Below are 23290 nucleotides of genomic sequence, written 5' to 3'. Positions count from 1 at the left end.
TTTATCATAAATAATACATATTTTATATATAAATATTTACAAAATACATCTGAAAAAAAATTTGTCAAAAAGAAGACAAATAATTATTTTATTCTATATATTAGCATGTTGAAAATTTCGCTTTTTTAATATAACAAAGGTATATACTAATATTAAAATTTAGAAATATACTTAAAATGTAGATATTGTTCAAAAAAAGCTTTCAATTTATAAAAATATTAGAGTTTGACGTTAATATTTCATCAAAAAGACACTGATATTGCAACCATTTTTAAAACTTCAAAAACTGGTTTCATCCAATTTGCATATTCCTATCTCGGGAATATGGAAGAAGCTGAAGATGCAGTTATGGATGCATTCATTCAATATTGGGAAAACAAAGACAAACTCGATATTCAAATCAACAATATCAAAGGATATATATTTACCATTTTAAGGAACAAATGCATCGACTTACTCGAATTAAGAAAATATCGCCTTCAAAAAAATGAAGAGATGTATAGACAAATGCTTGGAGAAATAGAAATCAATATTTCTTCATTACGAAGCTGCGACCCGTCAGAGCTTTTTAGCCGAGAAATAAATCAAATAGTAAATGAAACTATCGATACCCTGCCCGACCGAACTCGTGAAATATTCTATAAAAGATACCTCGAACAGAAATCATATAAATCCATTGCCGAAAATTTCGGAATATCGGTAAAAGGTGTAGAATTTCACATTTCCAAATGCTTGAATATTCTTAGAAAAAAATTAAAAGATTATTTATGACAATATCTGTATACGACACAACGCTGCACATTTGTCTTCTTTATCTCTTTTACAGAAAAGAATATCATTTTTTTCTAAAAAAACCTTTAATTAATACACTATAAATCAATATATTAAAAAATATATTTCATTTTTTAAGGCAAAAAAATACATTTTTCACTAGGGATAAAAAACATTTTACCGTCTTTATTGTGTCATGAATAAGGAAATACTATATAAATATTTCGAAAATAGAGCTTCTCTCGAAGAACGAATCAAAGTGAGAGAATGGGTAGAAGCTGCACCGGAAAACAAGGAAAAATTTTCGCGGGAGCGCAACATATATAATGCCATTCTGTTATCCACAGACAGCATTTCGCGTACCGAGTATAATTTCCGTCGTCATCATCGCATGCAACTGCTTCGTATCGCCGCGATATTTATCGTATTATTTTCCGCAACAGTGGGTATTTTCTATGTTACGATGGCCGACCGGATGATCCCTCTCTACTCCCTTACTGTTCCTTCAGGAAACACGAATACCCTATTACTCCCTGATGGAACCAAAGTCTGGCTCAACGCAGGTACTACAATAAAATATCCGTCGTCCTTTATAGGTACCAAACGTAACATCGAAATAGAAGGTGAAGCTTACCTTGAAGTCGCACATAATCGTTGGCGTCCGTTTACCATAAATACCCCTAATGGAAAAGTAAAAGTCTTGGGGACAAAATTCTATGTGACTTCTACAACTAAAGATAAGTATTTTACGGTATCCCTCATCGAAGGCTCTGTAAATATGGCGTCAGGAGAAAAAAGCATAATCCTCAAACCTGGATATCGGGCTCAATTCGAGAATGGAGAATTTAAGCAATCGGTTATTCACTCTCTTGAATCTGAACTTTGGAAAGACGGTATCTATTATTTTAAGAACAAATCATTCAATGAACTTATGTCCGGATTCGAAAAATGCTTCGGCGTAAAAATCATTATTGACAATAATATGGAAAACACACAACATTACACCGGAAAATTCTATCGCTACAACGGTATTCAACATGCCTTGCGCACATTGCAATACGATTTCAAGTTCGATTATAAATGGGATAAAGACTCTAATACAATATCAATCACAAAATAAAGAATAATTAAAAAATAATACCAGAAAAGCCTATGAGAAAAATTTGACTTACTCTTTAGCTATCCCTTCAAAACTTAACAAAATAGAATTTTAATTAATTATAAAAATAATTAAATACTAATTTCGTATGCATGTAAAAACACTTATGCCGAAAAAAAGCCTCAAAGCGTTTATAATCGCTTTAGCATTGGTTTCGGGATTCGAAGCTAATGCCGATGCGTATTCACGCATATCTCTAAAAGAGAAAAATACTCCCATCGAGGAAATATTGAAAAAAATCGAAAAACAGGCAGAGTGTTTATTTGTTTTCAACACTCAAATAGACACTCAGCGGAAAGTAAATCTGGATGTACAGAACAAAACTGTAGGCGAAATCTTGGACATTATGTTCAAAGATACCAACGTCACTTATTCTATCCAGAATCCCAACATTATCCTTTCCAAAAAGGCCGTAGCCGAAACTAAGCTTACTCAAGAATCTCAAAATGCTGCTACACAAAATACCGGGAGTAAAATTGTAACCGGTACCGTTACAGATGCATCAGGAGAGACACTCATCGGTCTTACCGTAAAAGTTGTAGGCACAAATATCGCTACGGCTACCGACATAGACGGGAACTACTCTATCAAAGTCCCGGCAGGGAGCAATGAACTGGAGTTTTCTTATGTCGGTTATCAACCCCTCAAACAGTCTATTAACGGGCAAACAAAAATCAACGTAATCATGAAAGACAATGTACACCTGCTTGATGAAGTTGTCGTAACGGCATTGGGTATCGAAAGGAAAGAAACTTCCCTTACCTATGCCACTCAGAAAATAGACGGGGACGAACTGACTCGTGCAAAAGACGCCAACTTTATCAACTCTCTGCAAGGTAAAACATCTGGGCTCGTCATCACTCCAAATGCCAGTGGTGCGGGTGGTTCTTCTAAACTGTTGTTACGAGGTAACTCTTCTATCTTGGGAAGTAATACACCTCTTATCGTTGTCGATGGTATTCCGATGGCAGAGAGAGGTACGACTCAGATTACAGACGCTCTCTTGGCGGGAGGTAACACGACCGATGGTGGTGACGGACTCTCCAATATCAACCCGGACGATGTCGAAACAATCACCGTACTTAAAGGGGCCAATGCAGCAGCTCTTTATGGTAGCCGCGCAGCAAACGGGGTATTAATCATTACTACCAAAAAAGGAAAAGAAGGGAAAGTAAGTATCGACTTGTCAAGCAGTATTCTAGTAGAAACTCCACTGGTCACTCCCAAATTCCAAAATACATACGGAGCCAATGTAGAGACCTACAGTGACCAGTCTATGGACCCGAATAATCCTGTAGAGAAACGCCGTCTGAACATGCTTTCATGGGGTCCACGCCTTGGGACTTACTCCGATGCAGCCCTCAACGAAATACCCTACATGCGCAATTATGCACTAAACAATGTCGGCAATTACCTGCAAACCGGAACCAACTTCAACAACACGATATCTATCACATCCGGTACAAAAATAGCTCAAACCTATGTTTCATACGGTAATACGACTGCAAACGGTATCATGCCGTCCAACAAATTCATGCGCCACAATTTTACAGTTCGCCAGTCTGTAAATCTCTGGAACGACCGTGTACAAATCGATTTCTCGGGAAACTATATCAACCAAACAGCACAAAATCGTCCCGGGTCTGGTATTTACGGTAATCCTTTATATGATTTGTACCTAATGCCTCGAAATGCAGATATACGCTATTTCAAGAAAAATTCGGAAGTTCAGGGAGAACTATATCATATCAATAAATATGGCAGCGGTAAATACGAGTCTACCGGTGTCGAAGGACCCATACAACAATGGCCTTGGAGTGACAGCGAAAACCGGAACTCCCCCTACTGGCTGCAAAACCGCCTGAAACGAGAACAAGTACGTGAACGCATCTATTCCACCATAGGACTGAAAGTAAACATTATTGAGGGATTAAGTGCTCAAGTACGTTTTAAAATCGACCGGACTACCGATACCAACGAAAGCAAAACCTGGCAGGGAACCCGTGCCAAGACATATTATAACTCTATTTACGAATATGCAAAGGTTTCCAATAACCAGACATTTGGAGACTTCTTGGTTTCATATTCCAAAAAAATCGGAGATTTCGACGTATCCGCCAATATAGGTGGTAGCACTATGGTAGAAAACTACGAAGATTTCGGAATCAACTACTGGATGGCCGATACGACATCTACTCCTAACGTATTCGACCCAGCCAATCTCGTAGCCCAAGGCGGAGCCAGTACCGGGACATACAAGAACCATGACCAAAACTGGGAAAATGCCATTTATGCCACAGCATCTATAGGTTATAAAGAAATGGCATACATAGATGCCTCGGTACGTACCGACTGGTCTCGCACATATACCCAATTTGCATACTTGGGTACTCCCGACCATTATACCTATTATAGCGTAGGAGGTAATGTCCTGCTCAACCCGCTTTTCAAAATCGAAAGCGAGTGGTTCAACCATTCCAAACTGCGTCTGTCATATAGTGAAGTAGGTAACTCCATTCCTAATTTGAATTATGGGGGAAAACCCACTAACTGGGGTTCCCAAATTGCTTCAGCTGCAACCTATCGGGAATTTTATGACCCTCGTCCCGAGACGATGCGCTCTACCGAAATAGGTTTGGATGGCCGGCTGTTTGACAACACGGTAGACTTTGACATTACTTTTTACAACACCATGATGCTCAACCAGTGGTTGCCACAACAAGCAGCAACCGGCGGACAACTTCCTCTTAACTCCGGACGCATCCGTAACCGTGGTCTTGAATTGACCTTAGGTTATAACAAAAAATTTAATAACAACTTTATCTGGCGTACCAGTGTCAATTATTCGTACAACACGAATAAAGTACTCGAAACTTACGGGCCCAATGGAAATACCGTAATCGAACAAACTCCTATTTATCAAGGTGGGCTGAAAGTAAGATACGAAGTAGGTAAACCTTACGGTGAACTCTACGGACGTACTTTCAAATACGATAGTGAAGGAAAGATTATGACCGACCGTTTCGGTGCTCCCATGTTATCGAGCGAATACAACGATTATTTGGGTAATGCCAATTCCCCTCATCATTTAGGATGGAGCAATACATTCAGTTATAAAGATTTTTCTTTCTTCTTCCTTATCGACGGGAAAATAGGAGGTAAGGTAATCTCATATACCGAAGCTCGTCTCGATGCTTACGGAGTCTCCGAACGAAGTGGGAAAACCCGTGACTCGGGCATAGTATATATCTATAATCAAGCCGTAGGAGGTTCCATGGCTGGTGTTGCAGTTCCCGGTGTTGTAATGCCCGACGGAGAAATTGCTCCTGCAGAAGGATACTATACTAAAATCGGTAATGGAGAGCCGGCTTTGGGACAATATACATACGACGCTACAAACTTCCGATTGAGAGAAGTTTCTGTAGGTTATACCTTCCGCAACCTTTTCGGGCAAGGTAAAAACCTGAACCTATCATTGGTAGGACGTAACTTGTTCTTCCTCTACAAAGATTCTCCTGTCGATCCGGATGTATCAGTCTCGACAGCCAACTCTTACGGAGGTATCGAAGCATTCTCTGTACCTACAACTCGTAGTTTCGGATTCAATATTAAAGCAACTTTCTAATCATTTCGCTATGAAACTCATATCTAATAAGATTTTATCAATTACTTGCTCTTTGCTCTTGTTATGCGGAGTATCATCATGCTACGATACGGTATTGGAATATGAAGACACTACAGTCATCAATTCAAGCGACGGTTCCGTATCCTCAGACACTTTGTCCACATCACAAGAAGCAGAGTTTATGCTGCGCACAGTACAAACTCAGGTTGTGTCGGCCGCTGTGCATCTCTATCAGATGCAATATACGCTTCATATCATAGACTATGCGGGTTACATGTCTATTCCCCATTCTTTCGACGGAAACATGTATTCTTCATTCATGTTCTACGACTCGTATGCTTTCGGGCAAACCGAAGCGCTCGAAAAATTGGCGCCTAATGCGATCCCCATCATCAACTCCGGAAAAAAATTAGGCATCGAACCACTATCTGCACTGGCAAGCGTACTCTTTTCGTACTCTATCTATCAAAATCTGGTAACCTACGGACCCGTACCTTATTCAGACTTCAGAGCCTTGAAAGAGCAACGGCCATTGACTTACGAAAAACAATCCGATGTATTTAAGACCTTGTTTATCGAATTACAAAAGGCCGATTCTACTCTCGAAGCTTATCAAAGAAATCCGACAGCCGAACTGGATAAAAAAATAGAAGGTGTGAACTATATTTCTGAAGACAAAATCACCTCAGCTACCGACATTGTCAAGCATTGGAGAAAATTTACCAACTCTATGATTCTTCGTCTGGCCATGACCGTAGTGAATGTTCCTGACTTCAATGTCAATGGGAAAACAGCACAGACTCTTGCCGAGGAAGCTGTAACCCGTGGCATACTGCAACCGGGCGATCCCCAGGTCGGACTAAGAAGTGGGGCAGACGGTCCGGTAAAAGCACATCACCCTCTTTATCTAATCGCTAACAGTTGGGTAGATGCACGCCTCAACGCTACGCTCCACAATATCATGAAACGAACCAATCATCCTGCACTTACAGCATGGTTTGCTCCTAATAACGGACGTCTGGTCAGCAAATTCAACAAAGTGCACAACTCCGGAGAAAAAATCATGTCGATGCGCTCGGGAACCTATCTTAGCAATTCGAGTTTGGCATCGAATAACTACATCCTGTTCTCCAAATTTGTCGACTTGGCATTTGCTGCCAAACCGGTCACACTCTTCAAAGTCGAAGAAGCCCTTTTCTTACAAGCCGAGGGAGCATTACGAGGCTGGAACATGGGAGGAACCGCCCAGTCATTCTATGAAGCCGGAATCCAAGAATCATTTACCAAAAACGACTTCTCAGGATATAGTGACTACATGGCATGGAGAGGAGCCGGAGATATGACTGTCAGCGGAGATTTCCTTTATGAAGACCCCTACGACCCGGACAACGACCTGACTTCCGATGAAAAAGCCAATTACTACTTCATGCTCAATAACGGATGGGGAGGTATAGATACCAATCCTTACACCTCGGTAACGGCAGACAAAGAAAAAGAATATTATCTCGAAAAAATAATGACACAAAAATGGCTGGCTCTCTTCCCCATGTCTCTTGTAGCTTGGACCGACATCCGCCGTACAGGATACCCGAAACTTTTACCCGCGGTCTATGGAGCTTACGGTGAAGCCGACGGATCCATATCGGACGAACTGACCATTCGGAGAATCCCTTTTGCTACAGGAGGCGTCGATGAAGCCAAATCGGACTTTACATCTACAGGTGTACCTAACTTAGACGCAGAAACCACCGGCTCTGTAAGAGGAGACATGCAAGGCACACGCCTATGGTGGGATGTTGAAAAAACTTCTAATTTCTAACCTTAATAGAAATGCTTTATGAGAATTAAAAACCTATTCTTAGCAACCGGACTTTTAGTCTCGGCAGGTGCTTTGGCACAAAGTGTTCCGACTCACCCGAATTACATTAATTACGGGACGGACAATAACCAGCGTTTTACTACCGAATTTGTAAAAATGCTAGAAACATGGGAACCGGGAAAACCTTATCTGTCTCCTGATGACCCTGAGTATTCGAACTATACGGATGACAATTTTTTCATTTCGCGTGTACGGGTAAAAGATCGTATTACCAATACAGCTACTCAAGCCAACCCCAATCTTGTTCCGGGTGAAGAAGCTGTAAATGAAAAAAAACTTTGCTGGTTCTCCCCTATCGGTGAGATGACCAAACAATGGAGTGCCATGAGTCGTTACACATTCGAATCCGATAATTTCAGTATGTGGCAATACCTTGACATCCATTCCAATGTATCATCTCAATTATTCCGTTCTCCGGGTGTATTCAACGACGCGGCCCATAAGAATGGAGTTCTTACTGCAGCTTATTACTTTATCGATTGGGCAAGTTCAGTAACTTCAACAAGCGATGCAGGAAAACCTCTTTACGAACTAAGCAAAAAAGAAAACGGGAAATTCAAATATGCCAAGAAACTAATACAGTTGATGAAATATTACGGTATCGACGGCATGGCATTCAATCCGGAAGGATATTTTAGCAGCGATTTGAATACCCAATTCCAAGAATTCCTTGCGGAATGCCACCGCATTGCTGAAGAAGAGGAAAACTGGCATTTCCATGTTGACTGGTATGGTTATGTATCCAACAGCGGAAACCTGACAGACGGAGGTAGTACACTAACTGCCAATCACAGCAATTGGTTTCATAACGATGCGTTAAACTATCCTGTAACTGATGTTTATTTCCTGAATTACAACTGGAGCGAAGGTTCTTTACAGACCTCTGTCAATGTTGCCAAATCAAAAAAGCGTTCCCCATTTGATGTATATGCTGGATTCGACCAACAAGGTAGAGGCTATGGCGGATGGGGAAATGGCGGATGGGGTGTTCTTTCTAAATATCCAGTGTCAATTGTCGTATGGGGAGCTCATGACCGCAGCCAAATATATACCGGGTCAAATGAATTCGGTACATCAGAATTGACCATCCAAAATACTTACCAAGATAAACTCGAAATGCTTTTTACCGGTGGTACACAAAATGTATTAAGTGCACAAAAAATACCACTCAACGAAAGCAATGAAAAAGTAACCACCTCTCACAACGACTTGAAAAAATGGCACGGATATTCCCGTTTTATTAACGCCAAAAGTACTCTTCAAGAACTGCCATTCATCACCCGCTTCAATTTAGGAAACGGTATGTCTTTCAAAAAAGAAGGAAAAGTGACATTCAATCAGAAATGGTACAATATCAGTATGCAGGACTACCTGCCGACATGGCGTTGGTGGGTAGACGCAGGTAATAGAGAAGTCCCGGCAGATGCCATCAATTGTGATTTCGATTTCAATGAAGCATGGTATGGCGGTTCAAGCCTCAAATTCCACGGAGCTACTCAAAAGTCCGAAGTAAACCTGTATAAAACCAAATTTACGGTAGAAAGCGAAAACGATAAATTCGGACTCACCTTCATGTTGAAAAACGGAACAGACCCTAAACTCAAATTCAAAGTAAGTCTTGTCGGTTCGGAAAGCTCATACAAATATTATACTATTCCTGCTGAAAGCGTCAAAGCCGGTGAATGGAATACCATCTCATTTACCGCTGCAGACCTTGGCTTGAAAGCCAACGATGTAATTGCCACTATGGGACTTGCTTTTGAAAACACTGATGCCAACTATCAGATTAATATTGGCGAACTATCGTTGATTCCGGCTTCTTATAACAAAACTCCACGTGCTCCGCGTATTGTAAGCGTTACACCTTGTAAACGCACATATAAAGCCGTAGATTTCAAAATGACTTGGAGCATGCTTGATGAAGGCAAGGAAGATATCTCGCCAAACTATCCGGGATGTCCTACTTACAATGAAGATGTAGATACTTGGTACTATGAAGTATATATCAAAACAGAAGATTCCGAACCTACCTTGCTTACAGCAACGACTTCTTGGGCTTCGTACGTAATCGATGCACCGCTACCGGTAGAAAATACAGAAAAATATATGGTCGGTGTACGTGCTATCGGGCTCAATGGAAGTACTTCCGAAATTACCTGGAGCGATGAACAAACCTCTGAAATAGAGATTATCAACACTATTTCTATCAATAAACCGGTTATAAAACCGAATGAAGAATTCACTATCGGTTTTGACGACCCGAACCACGCACCTTCTACCATTATTATCACCGATGCTATTACCGGGGATGAAGTTGCCAAAGCTACAGAAGTTCGTACCCTTACTACAAAGCTTTCTGAGTTGGGAACTTACGATGTAGAAGTAATTACCGGAGAAGAAAGCACAATGACCAGAGGTTGCCTATTAATATCTCCCGAAGAAACAGGCCGTATGCCTGAAATAGAGGGATATACTGCCAATCCTACTGAACCTAAAACAAATGAAGAAGTAACTTTGACTCCGGCATTCAACGACGGAACCACTTATCAAGATAGCCCAGCTACAGTTTCCCAGGGAGCATATATCTTGAATCCAAGTATGTTCTATGTTGACAAACAGATATTAGACAATCATACAACCAACACGTTCTGTTTCTGGTTCAAATCAGACAAATTCGAACATGGTTCTTTGGGAACTCTACTTACGCAAAAAGTAAACAAGAACTACTCTGGTACATGGACCGAAAGTACATGGGGGGAAATGTGGTGTGTTATCAGATCAGCAAACTATTCGGACTATAACAATCTTGAAAATGAAATTTCTATTTCATTCGATGCTCCTCCTGCAGGTACAGCTAATTATGAACATAATAACGATGTAGACGGTATCAGCCAAAATTATCCATTGTCAGCAAATGTATGGAATCATATTGCAATCGTAAAAGACAATAGAAATATAAAACTTTATATCAACGGTCACGAAGTTATCAGCACCACATCGAAAGGTTCCGGTCCTAAAGACTGGGGAGCAAACTTCTATATCGGTGGAGCTCTAACCAACACATCCGGATTTAACGGTTACATCGACGAAGTTCAACTCTGGGACAAAGCTCTTACCGCAGAAGAGGTAAAAGAGGCAATGAGTGGATACTTCTTGGCACCTGAAGGCTTACAGGGTTATTTCAAATTCGAAGATATGGAAGATGACGGAAAAGGCAACCAGGCATTCAGGAACGAAGGTCAAAACAGTACACTTGTACCTTACGGATACATAGGCCAATTTACTACCGAAAACGAGAGAAGTGTAGAAAAACCGGAAACACCGACTGTTGGATTAGGAGTGCCTTCAATTACAGGTGTTTCAAATATCCGTCTCGAATCGGTAGAATGGATTCTTGAAGGAGCCACCCATACTACAGATGACGAAAATGTCGCCACTGCAACCTATGCAACACAAGGGAAATATCCTGTAACATTAAAGGTTACCAACTCATGGGGTACTACAACCAAAACTTTTGACGATTACCTTGAAATAAAAGCTGAAGAAACCGGCGTAGAAAAAGAAATCGTTGAAAACATGTATGTATATCCTAATCCTTTTGTGAAAGATGTAAATCTGCGTTTTGCGAACGATGGAGTGTATGATATCAAAGTATATGACGCTCAAGGTCGTTTGGTAACCGGACAACTTTACAACGCAGACAAAGGCGAAATATGTACACTTTCTATCGATAATGGCGCCGGAATGTACTACGTGGTAGTATCACAAAACGGTAAATGCCTGAAATCGTTCAAAGTGGTTTCTCAAAAATAAATAAATCGGATACAGAAGAGTTTGTATCAGATTGATAATTAAAACAAATAACACACCCTGAAGTTCCCTCTTCGAGGGGAAATAAATTAAAAACAGAGGGGACAAGGGTGTGTTATAAAAACTGAGCAAAACATCTTCCTTTAAACACAGTAATATGAAAAGTAAATTTCTGTATATATCCATTCTTGCTCTTGCTTCGAGTTTTGTTGCCTGTGAAGAGGAATATAAAGTAGATGTACCGAATTATACTTTTGTCGATAATTTGGTAACCTATGACCCGGCAACGGCTAATATAGGAGGAGAATTTACCGTCGTATCTATGGCAAATTTTAAATACGGAATCAAAGGTATGCAAGACCTCGACGAAGTAAAACTCCGTTATACGGAAACAGGAGAACTGATGAGCTGGCAATGGGGATACAAATACACCGGAATTGTAGATGACGTACGGACTTATGACAAAGACACCATCGTCATGGGATATAACTCCACCGACCAATGGAAGCAGGGCAAATGGGAATTGCTTGTATGCCGGGATGAGCAGGCTCAGGTAATAGGGACATTTGATTGCAAAATATTGAAACTACGTCAAGAAGATGCAGTTGTCACCAGCAGGGTAAATAGCGGGGTAATACAAGTATACGCAGATGGATGGTTGGGGCAAAACGTCGACTCTCTCAGAATTCTCGACGCTGCTACCCGGGAACAAAAAATATCTATAGTCTCTCCCGCGGACGAAAACAACAGCTCTTCATCAGCCGTGAATGTCGGATTTACTTCCAATCTACTGAAAAGTGGAAAATACATCCTTCAGATAACTCGCTGGAATTACGGTATGGCACAAGACCTTGCTGAGTTTGACTTCTTCTCATTCGTTTATTCCGATAAACCTTTCTCCAAAGATGAAAGCGGTAATTACTACATCAATATCACATTTGACGAAGTGGTAACAGGAGATAAATACGCCGTTGCATACCGGAATAACACCAAAGGATGGAATGCAAATTTCGTAACGACAAACTTTGATGCCGATACGCAAACTTACCGTATTCCCATACCGTCGTCACATCTGAAAGATGGAGAAAACTATACCGTACAAATCATAAAAAAAGCGGGGTACAATGTAAATTTAGGGACAGTCACTCTTAACTTCGATGATGTGCAATAAATATAATCCCTAAAATATTTGTAAGAGTAAAATAATTATAACACACTCCTACCCTCCGTTTTTAATGAACGATATATAAATCTTCATATCTAATTATTCATCAAAATGGTTGCGGTATATCTCCTCTTGTATGAGGAGAAAGGGAGATGTGTTATTTTTTTATACATATATACAAAACATCAAATTTAAAATTTCCTATTATGAAAAAATTTTATTTACTTCTTCTTCCCCTTTTTATATGGGGTATGACAGCAAAAGCTGCTCCTTTAGAAGGATATGAAGCACCTACACTTCCCAAAGAAGGAAATGTAGGAAACATCGTATCGTTCACTACCTCTGGAGCATTGGAAGATTTGCAGAACATCAACATTCCTAAAACTCCCACAGGAAAGATGGCTCAGGAACTTATTGTTTCTCCCGGAACTAAAATAGATTTTTCTATAAAAATAAACACTTTCTGGGGCCGATTCGCTGTGTTCTCCGATGCGAATGAAAATAAAGACATGTCTCGACTCATTCTTTGTGGGAATCCTGGACAAACGACTTATGAGGATGCTACAAACGGCATACTCGTATATACAGAAGATACAGAAACTAAAGTCGAAGACGGGACACTCCCAAGCATTACCATTCCCCAAACAGCCGAAGAAGGTACAACTTATTTACTAAGAATGATGTTTTTCGGTACAGTAAATGGTACAACAGAAGCTGATTGGACCTATAACGGTTCTTATACAGAAGGAACATATTATGACCTCAAAATCACAGTAAAACAAGAAATCAAAAAATATGCAATCAACTTCTCCGCTACCAACGGACAATTGAGCATCAAAAACGGAAATACCGTTATTACAAACGGAGAAGAAGTATCAGAAGGAACACTTCTCAGTATTACAGCTACTCCTAATACCGGCTATGAATTAGTATCGATAACAAATAATGATAATATATATGCCAGCGAAACTTTTACAGTAAATAGTACGGCAAATTTTGTTGCAACATTCAAAGAACTGGCCAGCGACGGAGACGGATTGTTGATGTCTGCACCCGGTTATGGTGATGAAGAATGCCAGCTGCGTTTCAGTGACACTGTCTTAGGAGAACACAACAGTACCAGTGACCAAGTAGCAAGCGACCAACGCTCTCGTAACTACACATTTTCTGCCTGGATTTCACCCATGGGTTACAACGGAACCTTTATGGGACATGTTCAAAACAGTATCACATGGGCTGTAGAAGGTTCTTATGGAATCGGTGTGAAAGAAGGCAAAATTACAGTATGGTACCGCAAATGGGATGGAAGCTCAACAGCATGCCCAGGTGTCAATGAAGCCGCCATATCAGAAGCAACACTTTATCCGGGGGAATTCGCATTCATATCTTTGGCAACCAGTAATGACGGTAAAAACTTCAAAGTTTACAAAAATGGCGAAGAAGTCCTTTCTCAAAATGTAGAAGATGGCGGTCTGGCTCTCCTTTATGATGAATGCGACTTTGCAATCGGAGACTCAAAATACAACAAAATGCCCTCAAAAGTTGAAGAGGTACAAGTCTGGAACAAGACCCTATCCGCTGAAGAAATCAAAGCCTCTATGTATGGCTACACCGAGATTCCTGAAGGCCTGGTCGCTTACTATTTGCCGGAAGCTGCCGAAACGACAACAATCGAAAATTTAGCCGGAGACCAAGATGCATACTATCGCAAGAACGGGACTCTAAGCAATAACAATTTCCCTATTGCCGACGCTATTGCCAAGACCAATGGCCGTACCACAGTAGATGTATCTTATAATACTCCAGAAGACGGGGCCACTTACGAAATACACCGATTCGGCAAAATAATCGGCAACTCCCCTGCTCCGGTAAAAACATACAGTAACCTCAAAGTTCTGAATACAAACGAAGACGCTTATCTGATAAGTGGCATAACCGTTAACGACCGACCGATAGAAGGGAATACGTTCAAAGTAGATAACTCCCCCATCGACCTGATGGTCACATTTGAGAAACAAACCGTTTACACTATCAATTATTCTATTAGCGGAAAAGGGACAATCCAAGCTTACAAAGACAACGATGTAACCATAACATCCGGTGAAACCGTAGCTGAAAATACTCCTATAGTTATTGCCGTTACACCCGAAGAAAACTACGAACTTTCTTCTGTAACAATCAACAATAATCCTATAGACATGGAAGATACAGATTTGGTAACTAATGTAGACGGTATCTACAAAATAAAAACTACCGTCACTGAAGACATGGATATCATCGTCACTCTTACCCTCCATACCGATATCAACAATATACGGACCGAAAGCTCATACTTCAGCAACAACATTCTTCATATTACCAATAGTGCAACAGCCATTATATATAATATGTTAGGGACTGAAGTCGGTCGTACAAGCGAAACTGTTACTGACCTGAATAGCTTACCTACCGGTATATATGTTGCTAAAATAACCTTGGACGGAAATCAATCAATCATCCGTTTCAAGAAATTATAAACCACTATAAACACCCCTTCTATTTCTTTCAAAAGAAAAATTAATAAAAAGTATTGACCAAAAAAACAATATTTTTTTGTTAAGCAATAAAAAAAAATTAATTTTGCTAACTCATTCTGAGAATAAAAAAATAATATATAAGATTACAATATTAAAAATATTAAATAACAAAAAGAAAGATAATAATCTTTTTCTTTTGAAAGAAGTAGGAGGGGAATATCCAATTATCATATTCCAAACACTGAAAAATAAAAATACTTATTTCAATTACGATGAGAAACACTTCTAAAATATTGGTCTTTTTATTTATCTTGTCCTCCTCGATATATGCACAATCATATACCATATATCCGACACCTCAAAGAGTAACGGAAACCCCAAATTCAATAACATTGACCGATGAAATCAATGTTATTTGTGAAAACGGGATTACATCCGTCATTATAAATCGAATGAAAGAAGTCCTAAAAAATGCCGGATATTCCATTTCACTTTCATCAGAACCTTCCTCATCAAAATCAAATCTTTTTTTAGGTATCAAAGGGGCAAACAATACCATAGACGAATACATTGGTACCCACAACTTACCGGTTTCCGTTTTTGAGCAAGGAGAAAACAAGTTCGACCCATATCTTCTGCAAATAAATGACATACACCCTCACGGAGACATTGTCATTGTTGGAAATGACGAAGGTTCAGCATATTATGCTTTTGCAACCCTCGAACAAATGTTCGAACAATCCGGGAATAAAACCCTTCGCCAAATTACATTTGAAGACTATTCGCACACACAATATAGAGGCATCGTAGAAGGATTCTACGGCCATCCTTACTCAGTTGATAACCGCATTAGCCTTTTCGAGTTTTGCAAACGATTCAAAATGAACGTTTTCATATATGGACCGAAATCGGACCCCTACCATCTCGGAAACTGGCGGGACAACTATCCTACTTCTCTTACCGAACAGCAAAAATTTTTCGGACTGATTACCCAGGATGATTTACGCAGAATGGTTGAAGCTGCCAAAAACTGTAACGTCAACTTCATTTGGGCTGCCCACCCCGGACTTCAACAAGGTATCAGTTTCTCTAATACAACAGAAATGAATAAGGGCATAGACGCTTTGATGACAAAATTCGAACACCTCCACACTCTCGGAGTCAGAGGATTCGGTGTTTTCATCGATGATATGTCCTATACTCCATCCGGTAATATGCAGGCCCACCTAGCCAACGAAGTACAAATAAGACTGCGTAATACATACAACAATACCTCTGACACAGAAGAACATGTATCCCCCCTATTCTTCGTCCCTACAGCTTATGCTCTTAATTACGGAGCTTCATCTACACTATATGACTTAAAAAATGTCGACAGTGAAGTTGTCATTGCATTTACCGGTTATGACTGCTTTTCGAACATCCGTCCCTCTTCTATAACAGACATGAGCAATCGGGTAGGACGCAACCCGGTAATGTGGTGGAATAACCCGGTAAACGATGATCACGATGACCGTATCTACATGCGTAAAATGACTACCCACTGGACTATTGAAGACCCACAAGGACCGATAAATTCTCTTCATGGGTTAGTTATGAATCCTATGAACCAAGCTCAGGCATCCAAAATCGCCCTATTCGGAGGAGCCGATTACGGATGGAACCCTTCAGCATTCGACGTAGAACAAAATTGGGAAGATGTTTTTGAACGTCTGGCACCCAATGATTCACAAACTGCCACAGCTTTAAAATGCTTTGCCCGTTACTCCAACACTCTGGTCGAAGATGACGACATGATAAAACTCTACGATAACTTCATAGAACATTTCTCCTCCGGACAAATGCCTGTAGAAACGAAGCAACTACAGGCCAAACTTGAAGAACTCAATCAAGCATGTCTTATTATCGAAACCATGAAAAATAGTGAAAAAAGAGATTACCGCCTGATGTATGAGGACATTCGTTGTTGGAACGCCAAACTCAAGACTATAACCTCCATTGCCCTTGATGCATTGGACATGCTGGAGAAAGGAAACGAAATGCAACGCTCCGAAGCATGGGTGAAATATTTACGTCTAAAATCTTTATATGGCGGCTTGAGCACAGACTCAGCATATTTAGTCAGCGCTTTAGAAGGATACGGCACCTCTACCAGCGAAAAGTACTATGAAGTAAAACCTGCTGAAAGCCACTTACGCCCATTCGTAGACTTTCTCGTTGAGAAACTCGGCAACAGTGTACCCGGATTATGGCCATCAAAAGATGAAATACAAATAATCTCATGCTTGAACGACCTGCAAGGAGCAGACATAAACGAAGAAACAAATACAATATACCTAAGCGGACTGAAAAACATAAAACTTGAAAAAGACGAGTATATCGGCATCTATTGGGGCAGATTAGAAAATATCAGTATAGACGAACAGCAACTTGCCGAAGGCTTAACGGTAGAATATTCAGAAAACGGGAAACAATGGGCTCAAGCGATACTACCCCTTGCTCAGACAAAAGTCGCTTACGTACGTATAAAAAATACTTCTGAAAAGACCTTGGCTATCGGAACAGAACGATTTACGGTAGACCGCATTATCTCAACTTCTGATGCAAAAGCATCTGTCACTACTAATATGGCCACTTACCAAAACTATAACATCAATAACGTTACGGACGGAAATGACGAAAGTTTCTTCTGGAAAAATGGAGCTCAGGCCATCGGAGATTATATTCTGCTTACTTACCCTACTGCTCTTCCTCAATATGAAATAAGCATAACTTTCTGTGAAGGAGACCAGCCGACAGGTACAGCAGCCATCGAAGTATCGGCAGATAACCAATCGTGGCATGAAGTAGCCACATTCACTGCCGGAAATATAGACTATAACCGTACATTTACCTGCAATGCAAACGGATACAATGCCCGCTATGTACGCTTTTCCATTAAAAGCATTGCAGGACAAAACTGGCTGCAAGTAGCAGAATTCAAATCTGAAACTTCCGAACAACTGACTCAAACATCCGATAATAACGGTTTGCAGATTGCAGCTCTGGCAGATAAAGACCTTTCGACTTGCTATCAAGCGGTAGATGCAGGTTATCTGGAACACCGTTTCATTGAAAACATTTCAATAAACAGCATAGAAATTTACCAAGATACGGAATTTGACACAGCTTACGACCTGCCAGAAATATCCGTATATGATGGTAACGAGTGGATAAAAAAAGGAAATATAAACTCTTTCTGTACTATCATCGACACTCAGGACCTGAAAAACATTATAGCCATAAAAATTAAATGGAATAGGGAAAATATCCCGAATCTGTACGAAATATTACCATTCGGGGAACCTTATATAGAACTGCCTGAAACTCCGGTATCCACTACAAAGGCAAACATAAATGATATGGTAATATACCACATGGACGGTTATCTGCATTTTTCTTCAGATAAAGTCATAAAAGATATCGTACTATATAATATGGATGGGAAAATCCTCGGACAACACCGGGCAAACAGTTGCTATTTCGACATCCCATTCAGGAACAATGCCTCTTTCCCTATGACGATACAAATAAAACTATCTGATGGTAAAATGATTACCCGGAAAATCATGATTACCCGATAAGGGATAAACATTATATACAAAGAAAATGATATAACTGATTTAGAATTGTGCAATATGAAACGAACGAAACTACTGACAGGCTTAGCCTTACTGATTCTTGCAGGGTGTACTCATTCGGCCAGAGAGAACGCTTTCTATACCGATTATGTAAACCCGTTTATCGGGACAGGAGGCCACGGACACACATTTCCTGGTCCGGTATTACCACACGGCATGATACAACCAAGCCCTGACACCCGTATATACCAATGGGACGCCTGCTCCGGTTACCACTACTCAGATAATTCAATCAACGGATTTTCCCACACTCATTTAAGCGGGACAGGAGTCGGTGACTATGGCGACATATTGCTCATGCCGACTACCGGAAAACAAGAATATCAATATTTGGGATATGACAGCCAAAAAACAGCTTATGCCTCGGATTTTTCCCACGAAGAAGAAGAAGCTCGTCCGGGATATTATTCAGTACATTTGAAGCGATATAATGTAAAAGCCGAATTGACGGCTACCAAACGGGCTGCCCTGCACAGATATCGTTTTCCCGAAAATAAAGAATCCGGCTTCATCGTAGACTTGGATTACAGTCTGCAACGACAGGAAAATGCAAACATGGAACTCGAACAAATTAGCGATACTGAAATCGTCGGATGGAAACAGACCAAAGGCTGGGCAGAAAAACAAGACATCGGATTCTATATGAAGTTCTCAAAACCGTTTACCTGCAAAATTATCGACACTCCGATAAATACAGAACGTGAAGGGAAACCTTTTGTCATGAACCGTTCCAAAGCCCTACTGCAATTTGCAACAGAAAATGATGAAGAAGTACTCGTCAAAGTAGGAATCTCCGCAGTAGATATAAATGGAGCTCGTCAAAATGTTGAAAAAGAAATCCCATCTTGGAACTTCGACAGTATAGCTACCGCAGCCCAAAATGAATGGAATAACTATCTGAAAACTATTGAGATCGAGAGCAACGACGAAACATCTAAAAAAATTTTCTATACAGCCCTGTATCACACGGCTATACACCCAAGCCTATTTACCGACATAGACGGCCGCTATCGGGGAATAGATGGCTTGATTCACCGTGCAGAAACGGATGAAAGCATATACACTGTCTATTCATTATGGGACACATTCCGAGCATTACACCCTCTATTCACTATCATCGACTCGGAACTGAATGACAAACTGGTAATGTCCCTGATGCAAAAATATCAAGAAGGAGGCATTCTCCCCATGTGGGAGCTGGCCGGTAACTATACGGCAACAATGATTGGATATCATGCTGTCCCCGTTATTGTAGATGCTTATATGAAAGGATTCGATAAAATAGATGGGCAAGAACTACTAAAAGCGTGCCTCCGCAGCGCAGAATATGATACAACAGGTATCATTGCTTCGAAACGGATGATTGGAGGACTGATGCCTATATCAAAATACTACAAGAACAAAATCGGTTACATTCCCTACGATAAGGAAAACGAATCCGTAGCCAAAGGATTGGAATATGCCTACAACGACTGGTGTATCGCAACTCTGGCACAAGCTATCGGAGATACTGCAACATATGAGCGATATAAAACTCTGGCAAACGGATATAAACATTATTATGATACATCTACGGGATTTATGCGAGGCAAAGATATAAACGGAAAATGGCATACGCCATTCAATCCTCGTTACTCTGACCATCGCAACGACGACTATTGTGAAGGGACAGCATGGCAATGGACTTGGTTTGCTCCTCATGATATAGAAGGTCTCATAGAACTGATAGGCGGACAGGAAAAATTTACCGAACGGCTCGACTCTCTTTTCACTGCCGACTCCACTATCGATGGACCTTTGGTTTCGGCCGATATATCGGGAATGATAGGGCAATATGCTCACGGTAATGAGCCCAGCCACCATATAGTGCACTTATACAATTATATAGGCCAACCCTGGAAAACACAACAGCTCGTAGACACGATTTTATATACTCAATATTTTGATAATCCCAACGGTCTATCCGGAAATGAGGATTGCGGACAAATGTCTGCATGGTATGTACTCAATGCAATGGGATTCTATCAAGTATGCCCAGGTGCTCCGATTTACTCTATCGGACGACCCATCTTCGACCGAGTCACCATAAATCTGCCGGATAAAAAGAAATTTACAATCATTGCCCATAACAATTCTCGAACGAACAAATATGTACAAAATATCCGCCTCGACGGTGTCTTGCTCGAATCCCCCTTCTTTATGCACAGTGATATTATGAAGGGCGGACAACTCGAAATAGAAATGGGCAATACTCCACCCAAACAATAAATATAAACAATAAACAAACACACAATAATCAGAACAGTTATGAAAAATATCAAGCGTCATCTTGCAATCGCAGTGCTGGGCATAAGCCTGCTATCATGCTCGGTAGAAAAAAACCGGTATGAACTTATACCTTACCCAAACAACATGGAACAACTGCCTGGGCATTTCGTATTCGACGATAACACTAATATATTCGTAGCCCCTGAATGTGGAAACGAAATGACCGACATTGCTTCGGCCTTTGCTACCCATTTCAATGAAATATCTGGAAAATCCATCACTGTCACTCCAACTGAAAGTGGGAAAAAATCGCTTTCCATAAAGCTCGATAAATCTTTAGCTCCGGAAGCTTACCGGCTAAACATAAATAACGATAAAATCGAAATTTTCGTATCAGCACCAAACGCTTTTCGTTTTGCTTTGCAAACGGTAAAACAACTGCTCCCGGCAGCAATTTACGGAAATGAAAAAGTAGCAAATGCCGACTGGTCAATTCCTTGTGCCAATATCGATGATGCTCCTCGCTTTGGCTATCGGGGATTACATCTGGATGTTGCCCGCCATTTCTTCCCTCTCGATGAAGTAAAACGCATCCTCAATGTGATGGCTGTACATAAACTCAATACACTGCACTGGCATCTGACTGATGACCAGGGCTGGCGTATAGAAATAAAAAAATATCCCAAACTTACCGAAATCGGTAGTATCCGTCATAAAACGATGATTCGAAAAGAATGGGACAATTATGACACTACCCCTCACGGAGGATTTTATACACAAGACGAATTGCGCGAAATGGTTAAATATGCAGCTGAGCTGGGTATCACTATCATTCCCGAAATAGACCTCCCGGGGCACATGATGGCTGCACTGGCCGCTTATCCCGAGTTGGGTTGTACCGAAGGCCCGTACGAAGTATCAGGACAATGGGGAATACGTGACGATGTATTATGTGTAGGTAAAGAAAACACATTCAATTTCATTGAAAACGTTCTACTCGAAGTAATAGACATATTCCCTTCTAAATATATTCATATCGGCGGAGACGAATGTCCGAAAATACGGTGGGAAAAATGTCCTGCCTGCCAGGCCCGTATCCGTCAGCTTGGTCTTAAAGACGATGAACATGGTAAGGCTGAACATTATTTACAAAGCTATACGACACATCGAGTAGAAGAATTTTTGAACAAGCACGGACGTAATATTATCGGATGGGATGAAATTCTGGAAGGGGGCCTGGCAACAAACGCTACTGTGATGTCGTGGCGCGGCACTACCGGAGGCATAGAGGCTGTAAAACAAGGGCATCAAGCTATTATGACCCCGACCGGGCCTTTATATTTCGATTATTACCAGACCAGTGATACCCAAAACGAACCCTTAGCTATTGGTGGAAATAATCCGATAGAACTCGTATATAACTTCAACCCCGTACCGGACACTTTGTCTCAAGAACAAAGTAAATTAATACTCGGTACACAAGCCAATCTCTGGACGGAATATATCGCTACTCCTGAGCATCTCGAATATATGATATTGCCCCGTTTGGCAGCATTAAGCGAGGTACAATGGACACAAGTAAAAAACAAAAATTATGATCGGTTCCTCGATAACCTGGGCAAATCTATCGCTATCTATGATGTAATGGGATTAAATTATGCCAAACATGTATTCGAAGTCAAAGGAGAATATCTCGTAAACGGAGAAAAAGATTGCATAGAAGCCACATTGCGCACTCAAGGAAACCATCCCATCTATTATACCCTCGATGGCTCAGAACCTACAGAGAGCAGCATGCGCTATACCTCACCGATAGAAATCGTGCCCGACAAAGATTCATGTATCCTTAAAGCGATAGTTGTCCGTGGCAATATGAAAACCCGAACACTGGTAAGACCGTTCCAATTCAGTAAATCAAGCGGGCATCTTGCTACATTAAAAAATGCCCCCAATGAAAAATACACTTATAACGGGGCAACTATCCTGACTGATGGAATACGAGGAGACTTTAACTACAGTAACGGATGTTGGCTCGGATTTAAAGATACTCCATTAGATGCCACCATTGATATGGGAGAACCCCAGCAAATAAGCAGTGTAAAAGTTGGTACACTCGTACAATACTCTGAATATATATTTCCTCCGACAAAAATAACCGTCTACGCAGCAGAAGGGAACAATGAAATGCAAGAAGTCGGGAAACTCGATATACCAATAACAAAAGTCCAAGACAAAGACGGATTAAGAGAATACAGCTGCGATTTCTCACCCATCCAGGCTTCGAAAATACGAATAGTCATAGAAACAACTTCACAAATCCCCGCATGGCATGGAGCCAAAGGAGAAAAAGCATGGCTCTTTGTTGATGAAATTTCAGTTGATTGATAAATAAATTTTCATACCCAGCCCTTTATCCG

The 23290-nt window shown here is 40.7% G+C and carries 10 protein-coding genes; all 10 read left to right on the top strand.

Going from position 1 to position 23290, the window contains the following annotated elements:
* The first annotated feature begins 225 nt into the window (after positions 1–225).
* The 10 genes from Cop2CBH44_RS15575 to Cop2CBH44_RS15530 all read left to right on the top strand — a co-directional run bounded on the left by Cop2CBH44_RS15575 (position 226) and on the right by Cop2CBH44_RS15530 (position 23258).
* On the top strand, positions 226–771 hold the full coding sequence (locus Cop2CBH44_RS15575) for an RNA polymerase sigma-70 factor (RefSeq protein WP_021930098.1): 546 nt from the start codon (positions 226–228) through the stop codon (positions 769–771).
* Positions 772–967: 196 nt separating this feature from the next.
* On the top strand, positions 968–1891 hold the full coding sequence (locus tag Cop2CBH44_RS15570) for a FecR family protein (RefSeq protein ID WP_200755176.1): 924 nt from the start codon (positions 968–970) through the stop codon (positions 1889–1891).
* A gap of 127 nt (positions 1892–2018) precedes the next feature.
* On the top strand, positions 2019–5555 hold the full coding sequence (locus tag Cop2CBH44_RS15565; protein WP_246469139.1) for a SusC/RagA family TonB-linked outer membrane protein: 3537 nt from the start codon (positions 2019–2021) through the stop codon (positions 5553–5555).
* A 10-nt stretch (positions 5556–5565) separates the two neighbouring features.
* Positions 5566–7374: a SusD/RagB family nutrient-binding outer membrane lipoprotein gene (locus tag Cop2CBH44_RS15560; RefSeq protein WP_200755175.1), complete on the top strand. Its 1809-nt coding sequence runs from the start codon at positions 5566–5568 to the stop codon at positions 7372–7374.
* 18 nt (positions 7375–7392) lie between these two features.
* On the top strand, positions 7393–11247 hold the full coding sequence (locus Cop2CBH44_RS15555) for an endo-beta-N-acetylglucosaminidase (protein ID WP_200755174.1): 3855 nt from the start codon (positions 7393–7395) through the stop codon (positions 11245–11247).
* Positions 11248–11401: 154 nt separating this feature from the next.
* Positions 11402–12415 (top strand): hypothetical protein, encoded by a 1014-nt coding sequence (locus Cop2CBH44_RS15550; protein WP_021930103.1) that lies wholly within the window; start codon positions 11402–11404, stop codon positions 12413–12415.
* A gap of 200 nt (positions 12416–12615) precedes the next feature.
* A complete protein-coding gene (locus Cop2CBH44_RS15545; RefSeq protein ID WP_200755173.1) occupies positions 12616–14925 on the top strand; it encodes a LamG-like jellyroll fold domain-containing protein in 2310 nt (769 codons plus the stop codon).
* Positions 14926–15197: 272 nt separating this feature from the next.
* Positions 15198–18548, top strand: coding sequence for a glycoside hydrolase family 84 protein (locus Cop2CBH44_RS15540; RefSeq protein ID WP_055099079.1), 3351 nt, complete (start codon positions 15198–15200; stop codon positions 18546–18548).
* A gap of 54 nt (positions 18549–18602) precedes the next feature.
* Positions 18603–20873: a GH92 family glycosyl hydrolase gene (locus Cop2CBH44_RS15535; RefSeq protein WP_021930107.1), complete on the top strand. Its 2271-nt coding sequence runs from the start codon at positions 18603–18605 to the stop codon at positions 20871–20873.
* 39 nt (positions 20874–20912) lie between these two features.
* Positions 20913–23258 carry a beta-N-acetylhexosaminidase gene (locus Cop2CBH44_RS15530; protein ID WP_200755172.1) on the top strand — a complete coding sequence of 782 codons (2346 nt, stop codon included), beginning with the start codon at positions 20913–20915 and terminating at the stop codon, positions 23256–23258.
* The last annotated feature ends 32 nt before the right edge of the window (positions 23259–23290 follow it).

This window comes from Coprobacter secundus subsp. similis (assembly GCF_015097275.1).
Classification (GTDB): Bacteria; Bacteroidota; Bacteroidia; order Bacteroidales; family Coprobacteraceae; genus Coprobacter; species Coprobacter secundus.
The sequence above is the reverse complement of the archived record's forward strand: the minus strand, read 5'-3'. Positions and strand labels throughout refer to the sequence as shown.

What these genes read in the sequence shown, in the direction of transcription:
- Cop2CBH44_RS15570 (WP_200755176.1), top strand. Translation starts at nt 968, where the DNA reads ATGAATAAGGAAATACTATATAAATATTTCGAAAATAGAGCTTCTCTC.
- Cop2CBH44_RS15535 (WP_021930107.1), top strand. Translation starts at nt 18,603, where the DNA reads ATGAAACGAACGAAACTACTGACAGGCTTAGCCTTACTGATTCTTGCA.
- Cop2CBH44_RS15530 (WP_200755172.1), top strand. Translation starts at nt 20,913, where the DNA reads ATGAAAAATATCAAGCGTCATCTTGCAATCGCAGTGCTGGGCATAAGC.
- Cop2CBH44_RS15545 (WP_200755173.1), top strand. Translation starts at nt 12,616, where the DNA reads ATGAAAAAATTTTATTTACTTCTTCTTCCCCTTTTTATATGGGGTATG.
- Cop2CBH44_RS15565 (WP_246469139.1), top strand. Translation starts at nt 2,019, where the DNA reads ATGCATGTAAAAACACTTATGCCGAAAAAAAGCCTCAAAGCGTTTATA.
- Cop2CBH44_RS15560 (WP_200755175.1), top strand. Translation starts at nt 5,566, where the DNA reads ATGAAACTCATATCTAATAAGATTTTATCAATTACTTGCTCTTTGCTC.
- Cop2CBH44_RS15540 (WP_055099079.1), top strand. Translation starts at nt 15,198, where the DNA reads ATGAGAAACACTTCTAAAATATTGGTCTTTTTATTTATCTTGTCCTCC.
- Cop2CBH44_RS15550 (WP_021930103.1), top strand. Translation starts at nt 11,402, where the DNA reads ATGAAAAGTAAATTTCTGTATATATCCATTCTTGCTCTTGCTTCGAGT.
- Cop2CBH44_RS15555 (WP_200755174.1), top strand. Translation starts at nt 7,393, where the DNA reads ATGAGAATTAAAAACCTATTCTTAGCAACCGGACTTTTAGTCTCGGCA.